Source organism: Spiroplasma endosymbiont of Cantharis nigra (assembly GCF_964019925.1).
Classification (GTDB): Bacteria; Bacillota_I; Bacilli_A; order Mycoplasmatales; family Mycoplasmataceae; genus Spiroplasma_A.
This window is the reverse complement of sequence record NZ_OZ026470.1, coordinates 548,839-568,038: the sequence shown is the minus strand read 5'-3', so window position 1 is coordinate 568,038 and position 19,200 is coordinate 548,839. Positions and strand designations below refer to the sequence as shown.

Here is a 19,200-nt window from a genome sequence, read left to right as displayed (position 1 = left end):
AAATTAAAAATAATATTAGAAGCAGAATAATATTTTATTGTTCTCTTGAAAATTGATAGTTAAATTATAAAAGGATAAAGTTTTTATAAAAGTAAATTCATTCAATGAATTTACTTTTATTTTGTTTTGACTATTATAAAACATTATATAAAGCAAAAAGTTAAATATTTTTTAAGTATTATATTTCACAATTATAAAATAGATATATTTATTAATAAAATATTCAAATTTTAAAAGTATTTGACTTAAAATTTTTTTAATGATTTTTTAATAAACAGAGAATAATTTATTTTAAATTTTATTAGTTTTTTTAGTGATTAATATTTTAAAGGCAAAGTTATTTATTCTTTAAGCAAATATTATTAAATTTATAACTCTACTTATTTGATTGTAATTAAAAACTATTTTGCATGTTTATTAGAACTGATTTTAAAATTAACTCTAAAAATATTTTTTTAAACCAATGATATGATTTTGAGTTTCTAAAAAGGTGAAGATTGTTTTTAAAATAAATTAAAGATTATTCAATTATTAAAGTTCTCTATTTATTTTTTATTTCTCTTATTTTATTAATTATTGAAAGTCCAATTTTCTTATATGTATCTGTACTAATTCTCATGATAGGTATATTTTGAATTTTTAAAGCTTTATCTTTTAAGTTATCTCTTCATTTTTGTTTTTCTTTTCTGTGAAATGTATATCCATCCACTTCAATTGCTAAGACAGGTTCAAAACTAAATTTATCATAAACTAGAAAATCAATATGAGATCAGTGATGATTTAAAAATTCTTTTTCTCTTTTATTAAAAATATCATTCTCTATAGCTTTAGGAATAATATGACTTAATTTTTTGAATAGGGTAACATCTAAGTTATTAAATTCTTCCAGTGATATAATTTTTTCTAGAACTGTATGTATTATTATTTCAGTTGGTTCTTTAGCACCATTGAAGTGGTTTTTATTATAGTTTTTAATAAACTCTATTAAATCATTATTATATTCTTTTGATAAAATATAAAACTCAGTATTCTTTTTATAAACTTCTTTGCTATTTGGAAAATTAAATTGAATATAATTTATTAAGTCTTTGATATCATTGTCAGGACAACTAATAATATTTTTTGAATATGCAAGTATAAACTTATTTTTTGCTCTTGAAACAGCTACATTTATTAATTTTGGATTAGAAACAAAATCACCTTTTCCTTTTATTGATTGTCTTGTAACAGCAAATAGTATTGAATCTTTTTCTTGTCCTTGAAAAGCATGAATTGTATTAGCAATTATCTTATCTGTACCTAATTGTTTATTTAAGATATTAGCTTGATCTCTAAAAGGGCTAATAATTCCTATGTCATTAATTTTATTATCACTAAGATATTGTTTAATATTTTCTAACTCTTTTTTACTAGTTTTAGAGTTATTTGTGTCAGTATAGTATAAAGATTCACCAACTATTAATTCAAAAGGACTTTGTTCATTTTCTGATTCAGTCATAATAATCAGTTCATTGTTGTAGTACTTTTGATTACAAAATTCAATGATAGCAGGATCACATCTATAATGTTCTCTTAATAGTTGATTAGGAATCTTTTCACCATATATTTTTATAAGAGATTTCAAAATATTATTTTCTCAGTATTCATATCCTTCATTTAAAAATAGTTTATTTTCTTCAAAGTAATTTTTATAGTTAGGGGAGTTGACTTGAGATAACTGTTTTAAATCACCAACTACTATTATGTTTTTTGCACAAGCCATTGAAGCAATGCTAGCTAATATGTCTGTTTGTGAAGCTTCATCTATTATTAAATAATCATATAGTACATCTGCTGGTTTAGAATTTATTAATGAAAAAATTGTACTTAGAACTATTGGTTGTTTATTAAGTAATCTTATAAATTCAGAACTAACTTCAGTAAAGTTATTTGCTGTTAAGTTTATTTTTACCTCAGACATATAGTTTTCATAAATAGAGTTATATAATATTTCTTTTGATATTTTTATTAAGTCATCTAATTGATTTTTATCAATCTCATTTAATAATTTTTTATTTTTAATTAAGTTTTCTTTTAGTTCTTGAGTTTTTTTATTTAAAACGTGAAAGTATATTTCTGATATGAAGTCGTATTTAAAAAAATTCTTAGGTAGCTTATATTTAAATTTATTTTTTAATTTAAATCATCATGATAGCTTATCTTTTTTGTAGACCTTAATTTTAATATAAAATTTATTTAATTTATCAAGGGATAATTTCAATAAATTAGTGTTATCTTTATATTTTAATATAATTTTTGATTCATATATTTCTTTTTCTTTTTTAACTTTAGGTAATACTTTTTCATCTCTTAATATTTTTTTCTTTAAGATTTCAATTTCTTCAATTTCTTCAACTAGTACTTGAAATTTACTATTTTGCACACTAATTTCCATATTTACATTGGAGTTTTCAAATGCTTTTTTTCATTTTTCTTTTGCAAGTACTATTTTTTCTTGCATTTCTAATGTAAAGTAATTCCTATTTTTTGAAAATGACCCTAAAAAAGAAGACAAGAATCAAATTACTTCTAGCTGTTCTTCATATTTATTGCTATTCTTAATTTTAGGATTCAGTTTATAAAATATATTATCAATAGCTGAATTATTATTTGAAACAATAGCAACTGTTTTTTTATCTAAAAGAATATTTGAAACAATATTTAATATTGTTTGAGTTTTTCCTGTTCCTGGTGGACCTTGAATTATAGAAAAATTAGATTTAAAAGCATTTTCCACAGCTTTTTTTTGACTATTATTTATTCCAAAAGGGTATATAAAATTTCTATTTTTTATATTGTCTCAGTTTTTATAAGAGCTATTTATGTAGTAATATAAAACACTTTCTTTATTTAAATTTTTATAGTTATTTTGAAAATGTTTATTAAAAAAATACCTTATACTGCTATAAACACTATTATTATCATTTTTTGTAACTGCTAATTGATTTTTTATTTTAGATGAATTTAATAGATTTTCTTTTTCTATTTGTTTTTGATCTAAACTAAATAAGTCATTTAAAAGTTTTATTCAATAATTAAAAATCTTTTCTTCCCTAGACATTATTTAAACTCCTTAATATATTATAACTGCAAATATTGCAAATTGCTAAAGGTAGATAATTGAATTAATAACACTTTTTATTATAATAATAGTTTTAGTTACAAATATTGGTGTTAAAAAATCACCATAAGTACTTATAAACTATTTTTATTTGACCAATTGATATATTATTTGTAGGTACTTATGGAGTTAAGGAAAAGGAAATAAAAATATCTAAAATGATATGTTTATTATGAACTGCATCCATATGAATAGTGGTGCAAGTCCAATTATTAGTAATGTATTAATCGAGGAAAGACAAGTTGAAGCAAATTATAGAAGTGAATCCGAAAATGAAATATTTATTGATTGCACTTCAGAATCTGAAAATTTTGTTTATGAAGTAGATCCGATTAGTAATAATGAATCTCTTACTTGAAAATGAGCTCTTTATGATTATCAGATAGCGGTTATGCCAGTTCAATTGGTAGTCCAGTTGTTGAGCAATATTTAGTTATTACATTGGGTTTTGATGATGAACCTAAATACAAGGAATTTACTAAACGATGATGAAATAGAACTTCTGCAGAGCCAACATTAAAATTTGGGTCATCATTTTGTACTGATAAATCAAACGAACAGGGATTTGTTTATAAATATTATGAAGAAGTTAAAGGAGATGTAAATAATATTGAATCAGCTAGAAAATATAGCAATGATTTATGAGTTTTTAGAATTGGTCTAGTTGGATATAGTGTAAAAGCAGGAACATTGTGAAGTTATAACGAGATAGAAAAACTGTTTAGACTACATTTTATATTCTATACAAAAGTATGGATAAATGGAGGAAGCCTAATTATACCTTATTTTTCAAATCTTGATTGAGATCTTGGTAATTCTTTGACAATAATTAGAGAGTAAAAAGAAATTTATTTAAAAAACGAATTAAAAAGTCTTATCAAAGAATTTTTAATGAGAAATGACAAATTATTTTGAAATAATTGAATTAGATACAATTTATAATTTTAATAAAATAAATATTTAATAAAATATTGTTCTTTCATATTTTAAATAATCAGTTTAATAACTGGTCTTTTTTGTTTTCAAATAAGAAGCTGTTTTTAAAGTTGAATATTACAAGCACAATGTTACTAATTATAGTTAACAAATTATTACATTTATGTATAGCATTATAAAATGGACATTTAAGATTAATACAAAATTTTCCAAAATTTATTAAATTTATGGTAAAAATATTGCTTTTGTAATAAATTAGGTGTATAAAATAACTATGTGACGTTTTTACTAATGCACATAAGAGTAAAATTCAGCAAATAAGGGGAGGAAAATTTAGTAAATAAAGCAATTAGATGAAAAAAACTCTATTACGCTTATTTAATTTATTTTCAAAAGAGAAAGAAAAATGAGAAAAAAGACTAATAATTTCACTGAATTAGTAAATAAAATATTTAAATCAAAAAATGCCAAGTGATTAACAAAAAAGAGACTCTCTATTGTTTCACTTATATCTATTGGAACTATTGGAACAATAGTTCCAATTAGTATTGTATTAACAAATAATAATATTGTAGAACCTCAACCAATAGGTTATAGTTTTGCAGGTAAAGAGTTTTTAACAAAAGAAGAAGTTTATAATTATGCTTATAATGAAGCACAAAGAACTTTTAACTACGAAACAAATATTTTTAAATTTGACAATCAGTTATTTAACACAAAAGAAGAGTTAGATTTATATATAAATCAGAAATTCAAAATAACAGAAGAAAAGACAATGAGAAATCCAGGCAATTATACAATTAATGCTTCTGGAGAACTTTCTTCTGATATTGTAACTTCTAATGTAGAAGAAGAGGTCAAAGTTTATAGGGGTCATGATAATCAAGCATATCTTTCAAGAGATAATGCTTTAGAAACATACTTTAATTATGAATCATCAATTTTCGTTGAAGGTAAAGAAACAAACAATGAAAGTGATGCAAGATCTTACTATGAAGAAATTAAGCTAAAAGAGTTGGAAAAAAGTGATGATAAAACTACTTGCTATTTGCAAAGTGGAATATGTCAAACAGAAACAGAAATTAAATCTTGATTAAGAAAAAATATGACAACTGGTTTTGAATATAATGGAAAATCTTTTTCCGATTATAACTACTTAGAATATGAAAATTTAATAAAACCTTTAGATCCAAAATTATCTAGAGAGCATATTAAAGAAGTTTTAGATGCAGATAAAAAATCTTATTGAGCACAAGTAGGAAATCTTAATTTACAAAATGGTTATTTAGTTGGTCCAAAATACTTTGAATCAACTGAAGAAATTAAAGATAATAATATTAAATTTGAGCAAACTGGTTCAGTTGATATTAATCCTTTAATTGCTTACAGTTATGCTGTCAGTTTATCATCAATGACAAGTACTGTCATAGATATTGTTTTGCCTTGAATTCATAAACCAAATAAGGATGAGGAAAGTAATTTTGCCTCTTTTGAATATTTAAAGTATTTAAGAGAGAATATTGAGTGGAGTCAAAAAGGCAAGGAGGAATTAGAATTTATAATTAAAGAAATTGCTTATGAATATTTTGCTGATGCATCATTAGATTTAAATCTTATTAAAGATAAAGAATTTACAAATTTTAATAAATTGCTAGTTGTATTTAATAAATTATTAATTAAAAGCAGAGTACATAGAATTGGTGTTTCTTATGAAGAGTTAGAAAAATCATTTGTATATATATTAGCAGATATAATTAATTCACAAGAAGAAATGGTTGAAAATGTTTTTTCAAATGATTCTGAAAATGGATTGGAATCTTTAAGAGAAAGTAGTTTTGAAGATATATATTCTCTTTTTATAAATGTGAATAAATTTTATTCAGAAGGTGGTGCAAATAAAAGATTACTGGATGGAGTTGTAAAATTTCAAAAAATAGCAGAAACTGTAATGGAACCACTTGAAAAGTTAAGCAAAAATAAGAAAAAAACTGAAGATACCTTTAAAGATAAAAATACTTCTCAGTTGCAAATAGATAGTAGCATGGAAGAGATTCATAAAGAAAATCAAAAGGAAATTGAAAGTAAAAGTGAAGATATTTATAAGGGAATTGGTTTTAAAGGATTTACAAATAAGAATTATAATTCAAAAGCCAGTGCTACTAGTTTAATATCTGGATTAAGTTGAGTAGGAAAGGCATGGAGTATAAGCCAAGCTTTAAGTTTTATGTCAGTAGTTAGTTTTGAAGCAAAATTAGATCAAAATACATCATTATTTTATACAGTGCCTACAATTAAAATTCCTTTAATTAATATATCAATTAAAAAACCAAATCCAAAAGTAAACGTTATAAAAATTTCAGATTCAGCAATAAATTATTTAGTTCCAAAAAATCCAGAGTCAACATCAACAACTATTTATGAGTTTAAAAATAAGTATTATTTGCATAAAGATACAGCAGAAGAAGAGTTAATATTAGATGCTTACAAAAATCCTCAAAATTACTTTTCTTCAAGGAAAATATTTGCAAGTATTATGAACAAAAGCAAGGTTTATACATTAACAAATGATAAATTTAATAAGCCCGTAAACTCACCAGGTGGATATACTTGATCTGAATATCAAGAAGCTTTAGATAAAGAAAAAGAAATATTTATTGAACAGCTATTTAAAGAAGAATATGTAATGCATAAAAAAGAATATTATTTAGATGGTTTTGGAAATGCTTTTGAAAATAAGTATGATGCAATATCAAGTTTAAAAGAAAACATTGCTAATTCTAAATTTAATAAAAAATATTTTTATATAATGAAAAATGGTGAAAAAATTTATAAGGATAGTGAAGAAGAAATTATTTCTTTCATTAAAACAAATCAACCGATTGAATCTAAGTTAATTATTAACAGTGATCTAATAAAAACTTCAATCTATAATAGTTTAGAAGAATATCAAGGAAGTCAGTATGATTTTTATAAGTTGGATTTTTATGGACAAAATAAGTATTTTAAAACATTAAATCAATTATTAACTTATCTAGATAATAATATTAATTATCAAGTAATTAATCAAAATGGTGAGTTAAAAACCTTTGATTTTAAAGACAATATATTTTTAAATGAATGAGAATTTAGAAAATGAATTGAGCAACAAACTCATGAAGTTTATTAAAAGAGGGGTGAAAAAAAACATGTTTAAAAAATTATTATATAAAGTAAGTTTAGCTCTGGTATTAAGTAGTTCAACTATACTACCGTTAGTTACTAGTGAAAACAATATTAGTAATATAAGATTTCGCAATTTATCAAATCAACAAATTGAAGAGCTTTATAAGGATATAGAAGAAAATAGACTATATATTGGAGATACTGAATATAGTTATTTTGATGGAAAGAAATTTAATTCTCCTCAGGAACTAGATGAGTATATTCTAAAAAATAACTTTGTGCAAATGCAATTGACCTCTTCAAATCCATCAAAAATTATTAAAAATTATGAGCATATGACATTAGATGATAAAAAAATTTATGATATTAATATAAATAATTTTAGTCAAGTATATAGAGATGCTTTTGGAAATATAGCTCTATCAAAAGAAAATGCATTGAATACTTATGCTAATTTAGGAAATGTAAAAGCAAAGTACAGTTATGATCAAATTGAATGATTTGATACACCAGATGAAGCCAAAAATAATGAGAAATATAATCTAAAAATTAATAAATCTTTATACTATATTTATGCAAATGAGTACTATAATGCTTTCAATCAAAATGATGTTGAAGCTTTAATATCAAAATTTACTTCTGGATATTATGTCAATAAAAAAACAGGATTAAATCAACAAGCAATTAAACCAATTAATTTCTTTGGAACTCAAGAAGAGAGTTTTGCTAAATTAAAAAGAGAGTTGGAATCAGAATTTTATGAAGGTTATTATAAAAATTTATTGGATGCTAACTCGAAATATAGAATAAAATTTATGCCAAAAAAAGATTATAGAATAACAGTTCAATGTCAAGGAGCAAGTGATGATTATGGTTTTGGTGACTATGTTAATTTGGAAATGTTAGATAATAAAACATTTAATTCTTGATCTTCTTTTCTTGGAGATTTTAGAGCTAATTGACAAAGTAAAAATGAAGGTAAGAGACCTTATTTAACAAAGACTTTTAATTTTAAATATAATGAAAAATCATGTAGTAATGGAAACATTAATTTAATGCATTCTAGTTATAAAAATAGAAAAGTTACATTAGATGATTTTAGTTATTATGATGAAACTCGTACTTCTTTTACAGGATATACTACAAAAGATAAAAAAAGTGGAGATGAAATATGATTCTCACCAGAAATGGGAAATGCATATACATCAAGTGATATGACACAAGATAATTTAGCAAATTTTTATAGTAAATGATTCTCAAATTATTTTAATGGATTGCAAAATTTTGAAAATCCAAATAAGGAATTAACTTTTAAAGATCTTAAAAATAATAATTTAAATTTAAATACAGAAGGATCTATTGCAAAAGATAAATTATATGATGTTAATGGTAATCAAGGTTTCAAATATTCACTAATTCAAAGTTATAATGACTTTTTACCAATAAAGGAAAGAATATTAAAAGAGCCTTATATAATTGATAATAAAACAATGTATAAAATGAGAGAAGATTTTTATGTTACAAAAGAACAATTAGATAATTTTTTACCACTGCAAGGTACTTTTAGTTCTATATTAAAATATTCATATGGAACAGATCAAGATTTATCAAGTAGAGATGGTAAACTATTGGCAAATACTCTTGAAGAGGCCAAAGAAAAGGAAATTATAAACAGCAAAAGAACATTACAAAAAAAATATATAGTTTATGATGCTTTTGGAAAAGTAGAATCATCTGGAGAGAGTGAAGAAGCAGCATTAAGAAAATTACATAATAATATTTCATTAACAGCAAAATATGTACATAGAGATGAAATAAAAACATGAGATCCAAATTTTAAATTATCTTATGATAATATTATTTCAGATGGTAGATATGCTGTGTATAGAATTAGAGATGTAAATGATAGTTCTAACTTTATTTATTATCAAAGTCAGGATTTAGCACTTGATGCCGTTAAAAAGGCTGCTAAACAAAATAGTAATATAAATGTACAAGTTTATAAAACTTATTTATATAATTATCAAACAAGTTTAGGTTTAACTATACCTTTATTAATTTATGATAATGATATTATGTCAACTATAAACAAAATTATAGAAATTGAATCGTCAAATATTTATTAATTAATTTAAAAGGAGAAATTATGAAAAAATTATTAACTTTATTTACAGCAATAACTTTATTTGCTTCAACTTCAACATCTGTTATATCATGTCAAAGTGAGAAAAAATTTGAATTACCAGATCAACCAAAATCTGGAGATGATATTGTAGAAGCATTAGATAAGTATCTTTTAGAACAAGAGAAAGTGAATACGATTTGAGCAAAAGAGCTGGATGAATGTAAGGAATGTAGTAAAGAAGAACAAAATAAAATAAAATTAAATAGTGATGCTTGACAAAAAAGCAAAATATATGAAGCGTTTATTAGAGCTTATTTATCTTATAAAATGTTGCAATTGAAATATGAAACTCTGGAATCAAAAATATTAGAAAGAACATATTCTATAGTAAATACAGATTTCTTTGATATATTTATTGAAGGGTGACAAAACGATGAAACCTTAAATAATAATACAAAAGAGTATATGTTAGAAATTCAAAAATGAGCTAAACAAGAAGCAATCCATGAATAAAAAGAAAAATAGTAATTTAATTTATACATAATTCTATATTTATTAATTCATTTAAAAGGAGAAATTATGAAAAAATTATTAACTTTATTTACAGGAATAACTTTATTTGCTTCAACTTCAACATCTGTTATATCATGTCAAAGTGAGAAAAAATTTGAATTACCAAATCAACCAAAATCTGGAGATGATATTGTAGAGGCTTTAGATAACTATGTTTTGGAACAAGAAAAAATGAACGCAATTTGAGCAAAAGAACTTGATGAATGTAAGGAATGTAGTAAAGAAGAACAAAATAAAATAAAATTAAATAGTGAATCTTGACAGAAAAGTTGAATATATGAAACATTTATAAGAGCTTATGAATCTTATAAAATGTTGCAATTAGATTATGAATATTTAAATTCAAAAATATCAAGTGGAACTTATTCTAGAATTGAAACAGAAGGTTTTGATATATTTATTGAAGGGTGACAAAAGGATGAAACCTTAAATAATAATACAAAAGAGTATATGTTAGAAATTCAAAAATGAGCTAAGCAAGAAGCAATCCATGAATAAAAAGAAAAATAGTAATTTAATTTATACATAATTCTATATTTATTAACTCATTTAAAAGGATAAATTATGAAAAATTATTAACTTTATTTACAGCAATAACTTTATTTGCTTCAACTTCAACATCTGTTATATCATGTCAAAGTGAGAAAAAATTTGAATTACCAAATCAATCAAAATCTGGAGATGATATTGTAGATGCATTAGATAACTATGTTTTGGAACAAGAAAAAATGAACGCAATTTGAGCAAAAGAACTTGATGAATGTAATGAATGTAGTAAAGAACAAGAAAAATTAATACAATTAAATAGTGAATCTTGACAGAAAAGTAGAGTATATGAAACATTTATAAGAGCTTTTAAATCTTATAAAATGTTGCAATTAGACTATGAATCTTTGAGCTCAAAAGTTTCAAAAGTGACTTACTTTAGAGGACAAACAAATACTTTTGATGAATTTATTGCATCAAAACAAAAGGATGAAACTTTAAATAATAATACAAAAGAGTATATGTTGGAAATTCAAAAATGAGCTAAACAAGAGGCAATCCATGAATAAAAAGAAAAATAGTAATTTAATTCATACATAATTCTATATTTATTAATTCATTTAAAAGGAGAAATTATGAGAAAATTATTAACTTTATTTACAGCAATAACTTTATTTGCTTCAACTTCAACATCTGTTATATCATGTCAAAGTGAGAAAAAACTTGAATTACCAGATCAACCAAAATCTGGAGATGATATTGTAGAAGCTTTAGATAAATATCGTTCTGAAAAAAGTCAAGTGGATGAAATTTGAAAAAAAGAACTTGATGAATGTAATGAATGTAATAAAGAACAAGAAGAATTAATACAATTAAATAGTGATTCTTGACAAAAAAGCAGAATATATGAAGCTTTTATAAGAGCTTTTACATCTTATAAAATGTTGCAATTAAAATATGAAACTTTAGAATCAAAAATATCAGAAGAAACTTATACTATAGTTAATACCGACTACTTTGATGAATATATTGAAGGATGACAAAAGGAAGAAACTTTAAATAATAATACAAAAGAGTATATGTTGGAAATTCAAAAATGAGCTAAACAAGAGGCAATCCATGAATAAAAAATCAAATATTAATTTAATTTATACATAATTCTATATGTATAAATTTTTTTAATTTATTTTAATATCTATATACCAAAAATAATTCATTGTGTAAATTAAAATTGCAAGCTATCAAAAAAATGTTAAAAATATTAATCATTTGATATGAAACTAATAAGAAACTTATTAGTAGTTCAGCTTAAATAATAGTTTTTCACTAAGATAGTCAAAAGTTAATTATTTTAATATTTAGTAAAATCTTTATAAAAGTCTGCTTTTTTTATATAATAATATTGTAGAACAATGAAATAAAGAAAAGGCAAAAAAAGATTTACCAATAACTGCAAGACATTCCTGAGAGAATGTACCAAAATGCAATTGCGGAGCACAACAAGATACTAGCGATAGAGGTCATAAAAAATGCTTTAGTAGATGTAAGGAACAAATGGAATATGGTGCATATCAAGGATGACAACCTAATAATTAAAATTGCTGAAATGTCAAGCATTTAAATCCCAAAGCACAAGGTGGTACAAATCAAAAGGAAAATCTTAAAGCAGTGCATAAGAAATGCAATAAATAGTACTATTTTATTGCACATTATTAATTCTATTGTCTTATCTCTTTTATAAAATTAATTTTTATAAATAATTAATAATTTATATTAATTTCTTTTAAATACTGTATATTTTAATTTATTTTTAATAATTTATTTTAATAGAATTGTTAAAAACTACCGCTTATCCAAAATTTTTATTTAAATTTATTAGGATTTAAATTTTCTGAATATAAAAACTTAATAAAAATGTACTAATTAAATGTGATAAAATATTAAAAATTTAAGGGGAATTTTAATATATGTATAAAATTAGTGACTTGCAAAATATAAAACTGAATTTTCATTTTAGTATGTTTTGTAATATGAGATGTAAATTTTGCTTTTATGCGCCTCTAATTGCAAAAGCAAATTATAAAAATAATTTAGAAAATTGATTAAGAATTATAAATAAAGTAGATTTTTTTAAAGCTATAAATTTTGCTGGTGGTGAACCAACTCTTTTTTGAGATCAATTAAAGGAAATGGCAAAGTTATCAAAAAAAATAAATTTAGATGTTACACTAATTACTAATGGAAGTATAATTTTAAAAAAATCACAAGATGATGTAAATGATTTGCTTCAATATTTTGATAGTGTTGGTATAAGTATGGACTCTATAAGTGACAATATCAATCAAGAATCTGGAAGGGCAATTAACAATAGAAATTCACTTTCTGAAAAGGAATATTTAGAAATTGCAAAGAAAATAAAAAAAGCAGGATGTAGCTTAAAAATAAACTCAGTTGTGCACTCATTAAATAAGGAATCAAAAATGATTGACTTTATAAATAAAGTAAAGCCAAGTAAATGAAAAATTATGCAAGTAAGCTCAGTTGGGCAGGAATCACATAAGAATTTTATTATTACAAAAAAAGAGTTTGATAATTTTTTAAAAATTAATAAATTATTTGAAAAAACTAACTTTATAAAATCTATTGAAGATGAAGAAACTATTAAATCAAGTTATGTAATGATAGATGGTGAAGGATACTTTTATAATTCAGATCAAATTTATGATAAGAAAAATATTAAAAGTTTATTAGAAGAGAAAGTTGTTCCTATAGACGAATTTAATAAATGTGATTTCAATATCCTATCACAAATAGAACGTTATAAAAATGAAAAATAATAAGGTAAAATTAAAATATTTTATTTCTATAATAACTAATTTTAGTAATAAAATAATATATTCTTTTAAAGACTTTCATTTTTTCACTTGATACATATATTTATACTAAAATATAGAAGATAAAAAATATTAACTTATAATTTTTTTATAATATAAGTCATTTTTAAATAAACTTTACCTAATACAGCAGAAACAATTTTAAATTAAATAACATTATTATTGATAGAATTTTAAGGGGGAAAGATTATAATGATTAAAAATGAATCTAATGAAATTAATTATAAAGACTTTAAACTCAATCACGAAAATGATATGATTTTAATTTTAATTATATCTGGTGTTTTTTCATTACTTGTTTTAATTATTTTTTTTATAACATTTACTTTTCTTAACTTTAATATTATTTATTTACTTGGATTATTTTTATTTCTAATCTTATTTGTAATGTCATTTTTTATTAATAAAGAAATACTTAAAAATTTTAGAAAAATAAATTATCAGAAAAATTATCAAAAATTATTGTTATTCAATTGAACTGATTTTTATAAAAAAAATTCAATAAAAGGCATAGAGATATTAAATGTAAATATTAATGCTTTCTTCATTCCCATAAAAAATTTATTTGTAAAAAATGATTTGATTTTTAGTGACAATTTAAATATTATTGATGAAATGATTAATGAAGAGTATTTTCAAAAAAATTTAAAAGTAAATAATACTATAAAGTTTAGAGTTTTAAAGCAAGAAATAGAAATCTCATATATGGAATTATTTTTAGAAGAGAAGACTAATAAAATTTATTGTAAAGTAAAGGTTAAATTTTTTAATAATAAGCATGAAAATGTTGTATTTAATGATTTATCAGAATTTCTAAATACTAAAAGGAAATATAAATTAGAAAATTCAAAAAATGATACTATTATTACTTTCTATAAAAAAATTGATAGATATAATGATCTAGATAATTTAGATGAATTTCATACTAGTGAAAATAGATTAATAAATACAATATCAGTAATTCCAGGTCTTTTTAGTATGAGAAAAATGAATAATAAAAATTTTAATAAAAAAATGATAGATATTGTAAAAAAAGATTGTTTAAATTTAAAAACTTTTAACTTTTTAGATATTTTTTAGATATTCTTTTAATTAATTACTAGGCTTTTTTTCTTATAAAGAATTTTTAATTATTTTAATTTTCTTTTATTTCATAATGTTTAATATATTCTTTTATAATAAATAATCAATTTATTTATTATAAATTATGTAATAATCAGATTATTATTAATATAATGTGAAATATTTTCTTGTACACTTTTTAAAATAATTAAGTAAAAAAGACTGAAAGACTAAATGAAAATTCATGATGAACATTGAATAGAGTAATTTAAAACTCCTTAAAAATCCTATGATTTAATTTCTAAAGAATATGTTTAATATTAAAACCTTGGATTTTAAAAATACATATAAATATTTAATTTAAACATGCAATAAAATTAAAAAGAAGCAATTTATAATGCTTCATTTATTAAATTAGAAATTAAAAAAGGTAAAAAATTATTAATTGAATCAACTTTTAAAAATTAATGATGTCTATAAAAATTAAATTAAAATTTATGGTTTTAAAAGACTAATAAAGTACTGATTTTTAAATTATATTTAAAGTAAACTACTATAGAGAACATCAATATAATAATGAATAAGCTTACTTATAAGTTTTTTTGCTATAATTAGATTATAAAGGGAAAATAAATTATGGATATAGGTAATCAAAATAAAATAGCTTTAATAATTGACTTTGATAATTTTAATCAAGATAAGTATTTGAAAATACTTTTTAATGAGCTTAAAGAATATGGTAATATTTTAAATAATTCATTATTTTACTCAAACTTTAATGATTTAAAGTTAAATGAAAAAAGTTTAAAGTATGGATTTACATCAATTATTATGGAGCCTTCATTTTCTGAAGCAAAAAATGCAGTAGATATAAGAATTGCGTTAGAAGTAATGGATATTGCAAATAAAGATTATATTAACTGCTTCTGCTTAGCAACAAATGATCTAGATTTTGCTCCAATTCTTAAAAAACTAAAGGAGAAAAATAAATTAGTAATTGGAGCAGGAAATTTTAATACAAATGATAATTATAAAAAATTGTGCGATAGATTTATTAGTGTGGATAAAATTTATGAAGCTCAAAATGAAAGTAAGAACTATCAAGATAAAGAACCAATACATGATTTAGTTGAAACTGTTAAGTCTATAATAAATGATTTAAATGAAGAAGATGGTTATGTTCGTTTTTCTCAAGTAATTGAAAGTCTGTATAAGGAAATAAGAGATTTTAATCCAAAAAATTATGGTTCAAAGAATAGCAAAACTTCTAAATTTTTTCAAAATGATTTAGAAAAATATTTTAATCTTAAATTAACAGGTAAAACTTATTTCATTAAAATAAAATAAAAAATTATATATTTTATTGTATCTTAGTTATTTAATAAAAAAGGGAGAATAAAACGAACTATAAATATTAAACATGAGTTAGATAAGAATAATATATTCAAAAATATTGAGAAGATAGATCAAGAAAATATTAATAAATACTGATTTTTAATTATTTTAATTGGCATTTATATAATAATTTTATCATTGGTTTTTTTATTTCTTTATCAACTAAAAACGAATTATTTTTATTACTTGGAGAGATTTTAATATTACCTACATTTTTTGTAATTGCTCTTATTTTTAGTTATTTTATTTCTTTTTTTAAAAAAATTAAAGAAAATAGAATTAAAAAAGAAATATCAAATTTGAAAAAAATAGATAGAATTAGTTTATTAAAATTATTCAATCAAAATAATTTTAATATAATTAATATCGAATTGAAAAGACAATATATTGATTGCAATTCATTTAAGAAATTTTTATTAGACCATTAATTTGAAAAATTAATTATAAATAATTATGTAACAGTAATTAAAAATAAAGATATGATTAAAATTAATTTTTATGAAATAACTTTAGATAAAGAACTTAAACATCTTCAATTAACTCAAAAAATTTTTACTAATAGAAAAATATAAATATTTGAGATAAATAATATTTTTAAATGATTTAAAAATGAAATAATATTCAGTTATAAGTCTCCAAAGGAAACTGAAATTGTAAATACTATTAATTTATGTTTAATAGAAGATTTAATTAAGTATTCTAAACATTCTAAAAGAAAAAATTAAAATCTTATAGCTTCTACTTAAATTCAACTATTTTTGGATTACATTTTCAACAAAAATATAGTACAATAAATTATATAGACTATTATAGTAATTTAATGCTTAATTATATTTTTATTATTGAAAAATTATTTGTAAACTAAAATTAGTAAGTTATTTTATATGATTATTATTGGTTTTTTATTAAATAATAAGTATTAAAATCAAATTGTCAAGAGTAAATAATTTTAAATTAAGCTACTATTAATTTTATCAAAGCTTTTAATTTTTGAGGAGTATTCAGTTACTTTTATTCTGTTTTTATTTTAAATAAATTGTAAGAAGTTTTTTAATATAAATATTTTCTTATTATTAAAAATTTTTATAGTATAAAAAAATAGTGGAAACTTTGGAAGAAATTCTTTATTTTCATAAAAAATAAAGAATTTGAATATGATAAGTTTTAAACAAAACTAAATTACTTATTATAATAATCGTTAAGAATTTAAGAGTTCTCAATATCTCCTAACTACAATGTAATTTGCTTTTAGTTTAAATATGCCCATAGTGGCAAAGTAACAGATAATTAATATATTGAAGATTTTGAGGTACTTTTAAAAAATATACAAACAAGGTAGGCTATAAAAATAATATTTTAAATATATTTATAACTTGAAAATGTATCAATTTTTTTATAATAATATATAGATAGTTATAAGATATTGGTGTTCGAAAAAAAGAACATTATAAATATAATTACTTATTATTTATATACACAAACTATAAAAAAATTGATACTATTTAATTATACTAAGGGGAAAATATGAAAATAAAATACAGACAACATTTTATACCTAGGTTTATCTTAAAGAAATGATCTGATAAAGATTTCTATACAACTTATGATTTGGAAAACAATATTTATAAGCAATATAACATTAGAAATTATAATAATGATCCATTTCATATTAAAAATTTTTATGAATCTAGAAAAATGAAAATAAATGAAATAGAAAATAAATTAACTAAAATTGAGGTGGAATATCAAAATATTTTAAAACTTATTGAAAATAAGCAGATTATTTCTTTAAACAGATATCAAACAAAATTTTTAAGACTGTATACTTTAATTGATATTTACAGATCAAATGCAGCTCTTGAAAGAGCATTAAATTTAGAAGGAGGTATTCAATATAATAATTATTATAAAAATAAAACTTTTGAGCAAATAAAAGAGGAGTATTTAAGTGAGTTAAATTATTTAGTTACTAATATTTATAATTATAGTAAAAATAATATAAGTATGTTTAATGAGGAAATGATTTTAAGAATTGAAAATAAAATTAATAAAATCCAAAAATATATAGAAGAAAAAAATGATTTTGATGAAATTTTTAAACAACCTTATAATGAAGATTTAAAAGATAGAATAGCAACAAATATTTTGGATATATATAAAGCTAATACAAAATTCATATCTATCCCTGATGCTATAAACGAGAGATTTCTATTAACAGATGCAATGCTTGTAGAATATTTTGGTGATAATAATAGTAAAAAATTTAGATTACCTATATTAATGATAAAAATAATTAATCCAAAACTCGCTTTAGCTTATATGCCTTTGGATTTATTTGATCATGTAAAAGTAACAAATCATGTCTATAATTCATTTTGAATTAAAGTATTTCCAAACTTATTTTTAAAAAATAATAAAGTTGAATATGAATATGGTAAAAAAATAAATGATGATATTCAGATACATATTAAAAAAAACCCAAACGCCTCATTTCTGGAAATCTATGATACTTTTTATTCAAATAATGATAAATATGAATTTGAAGTATACAAATTAGAAAATTCAAATCAAGTTAATTTAATTAATGCAATGAATCTTTCTCAGACATCAAGATATTTAATTTTTGAGAATAAAGAGGATTTTAAAAAGGCAAGAAAAACAATGAAGGAAAATAATATTTATAGAATTGAAAATTTAGGTTTATAAAGTTTTATTTTTATTTAATTATATAAACAAAATCAAAATTCTATATTTATTTTTCAAATGGTATATTCCTATTAAAAAAAAGAATATTTGCTAGCATTAAAATAATTGAAAAAACAAAAAAAGAAAATATTAAAAATAATAAAGTGGATTTTTTACCAAAGTAAAATATTGAAAAAGTTAAATAGTTTTTATACTATAGAGTTAAAAGTTATAAATAAAATAAGGAAGGAAAAAACATGAATAAATTTTATTATGCTTGAGAAAATGCAATTGCATTTGATAATTTAAATTCAAAGCAATATAGAATGTGTTATCTATGTAAAGAAAAAATGAATCATGGCACTAAATGAAATTCGGATATGAATCCAAAAAATGGATGAAATGTTGACCATTTAGATGGCAATAAGTCAAATGGAGTTCGTAGTAATTGAGTTGCTACTCATTATGATTGTAATAGAGAAAAAGGAACAAAAGATTTTACACAAAAATATAAGTCAATGAAGGGGCAAAAATGAACATACTAATAAAAAATATTTATTTATATATTTCTTAATTGAACATTATAACAAAAGAAAACTAAAAAAATATTTTTTATATTTAGTGTAAATGAGAATATATTATTCCATATATTTTTTTATTAAGCGAAAAAAATTATAAATATTTTGATTTCATTATCTATTATTATAAGTTCGATACATTTA

The 19,200-nt window shown here is 21.3% G+C and carries 15 protein-coding genes and 1 pseudogene; 15 read left to right on the top strand and 1 reads right to left on the bottom strand.

The window, feature by feature from the left end:
• Nucleotides 1-541: 541 nt before the first annotated feature.
• Nucleotides 542-3,100, bottom strand: a complete 2,559-nt coding sequence (locus tag AACL04_RS02420) for an AAA domain-containing protein (protein ID WP_339031089.1) — start codon at nucleotides 3,098-3,100, stop codon at nucleotides 542-544.
• Nucleotides 3,101-3,332: 232 nt separating this feature from the next.
• Between AACL04_RS02420 and AACL04_RS02415 the strand changes: the two genes are divergently transcribed.
• The 15 genes and pseudogenes from AACL04_RS02415 to AACL04_RS02355 all read left to right on the top strand — a co-directional run bounded on the left by AACL04_RS02415 (nucleotide 3,333) and on the right by AACL04_RS02355 (nucleotide 19,023).
• Nucleotides 3,333-3,593, top strand: coding sequence for a hypothetical protein (locus tag AACL04_RS02415; RefSeq protein WP_339031087.1), 261 nt, complete (start codon nucleotides 3,333-3,335; stop codon nucleotides 3,591-3,593).
• Nucleotides 3,521-4,000 carry a hypothetical protein gene (locus AACL04_RS02410; RefSeq protein ID WP_339031085.1) on the top strand — a complete coding sequence of 160 codons (480 nt, stop codon included), beginning with the start codon at nucleotides 3,521-3,523 and terminating at the stop codon, nucleotides 3,998-4,000. Before AACL04_RS02415 ends, AACL04_RS02410 begins: the two co-directional genes overlap by 73 nt.
• A gap of 502 nt (nucleotides 4,001-4,502) precedes the next feature.
• Nucleotides 4,503-7,262 carry a hypothetical protein gene (locus tag AACL04_RS02405; RefSeq protein ID WP_339031084.1) on the top strand — a complete coding sequence of 920 codons (2,760 nt, stop codon included), beginning with the start codon at nucleotides 4,503-4,505 and terminating at the stop codon, nucleotides 7,260-7,262.
• Nucleotides 7,263-7,281: 19 nt separating this feature from the next.
• The gene (locus AACL04_RS02400) at nucleotides 7,282-9,384 is read left to right on the top strand and encodes a hypothetical protein (RefSeq protein ID WP_339031083.1); all 2,103 of its coding nucleotides are present in this window, start codon (nucleotides 7,282-7,284) and stop codon (nucleotides 9,382-9,384) included.
• Between the two features lie 20 nt (nucleotides 9,385-9,404).
• Complete coding sequence (locus tag AACL04_RS02395; RefSeq protein ID WP_339031082.1) at nucleotides 9,405-9,896, top strand: lipoprotein; 492 nt, start codon at nucleotides 9,405-9,407, stop codon at nucleotides 9,894-9,896.
• A 66-nt stretch (nucleotides 9,897-9,962) separates the two neighbouring features.
• The gene (locus AACL04_RS02390; protein WP_339031081.1) at nucleotides 9,963-10,454 is read left to right on the top strand and encodes a lipoprotein; all 492 of its coding nucleotides are present in this window, start codon (nucleotides 9,963-9,965) and stop codon (nucleotides 10,452-10,454) included.
• A 23-nt stretch (nucleotides 10,455-10,477) separates the two neighbouring features.
• A pseudogene (locus AACL04_RS05525) lies at nucleotides 10,478-10,585 on the top strand (hypothetical protein); the annotation flags it as partial.
• Nucleotides 10,586-10,684: 99 nt separating this feature from the next.
• Complete coding sequence (locus AACL04_RS02385) at nucleotides 10,685-11,011, top strand: hypothetical protein (RefSeq protein ID WP_339031080.1); 327 nt, start codon at nucleotides 10,685-10,687, stop codon at nucleotides 11,009-11,011.
• 66 nt (nucleotides 11,012-11,077) lie between these two features.
• Nucleotides 11,078-11,569 (top strand): lipoprotein, encoded by a 492-nt coding sequence (locus AACL04_RS02380; RefSeq protein ID WP_339031079.1) that lies wholly within the window; start codon nucleotides 11,078-11,080, stop codon nucleotides 11,567-11,569.
• Between the two features lie 490 nt (nucleotides 11,570-12,059).
• Nucleotides 12,060-12,134, top strand: coding sequence for an HNH endonuclease (locus AACL04_RS05520; RefSeq protein WP_422397906.1), 75 nt, complete (start codon nucleotides 12,060-12,062; stop codon nucleotides 12,132-12,134).
• 275 nt (nucleotides 12,135-12,409) lie between these two features.
• Nucleotides 12,410-13,279, top strand: coding sequence for a viperin family antiviral radical SAM protein (locus tag AACL04_RS02375; RefSeq protein ID WP_339031078.1), 870 nt, complete (start codon nucleotides 12,410-12,412; stop codon nucleotides 13,277-13,279).
• Between the two features lie 249 nt (nucleotides 13,280-13,528).
• The gene (locus AACL04_RS02370) at nucleotides 13,529-14,416 is read left to right on the top strand and encodes a hypothetical protein (RefSeq protein ID WP_339031077.1); all 888 of its coding nucleotides are present in this window, start codon (nucleotides 13,529-13,531) and stop codon (nucleotides 14,414-14,416) included.
• Nucleotides 14,417-15,034: 618 nt separating this feature from the next.
• Entirely contained in the window at nucleotides 15,035-15,745 is a 711-nt protein-coding gene (locus AACL04_RS02365) for an NYN domain-containing protein (protein ID WP_339031076.1), read from the top strand.
• Nucleotides 15,746-17,317: 1,572 nt separating this feature from the next.
• The gene (locus tag AACL04_RS02360) at nucleotides 17,318-18,499 is read left to right on the top strand and encodes a DUF4238 domain-containing protein (RefSeq protein ID WP_339031074.1); all 1,182 of its coding nucleotides are present in this window, start codon (nucleotides 17,318-17,320) and stop codon (nucleotides 18,497-18,499) included.
• A 236-nt stretch (nucleotides 18,500-18,735) separates the two neighbouring features.
• The gene (locus tag AACL04_RS02355; RefSeq protein ID WP_339031072.1) at nucleotides 18,736-19,023 is read left to right on the top strand and encodes a hypothetical protein; all 288 of its coding nucleotides are present in this window, start codon (nucleotides 18,736-18,738) and stop codon (nucleotides 19,021-19,023) included.
• Nucleotides 19,024-19,200: the final 177 nt, after the last annotated feature.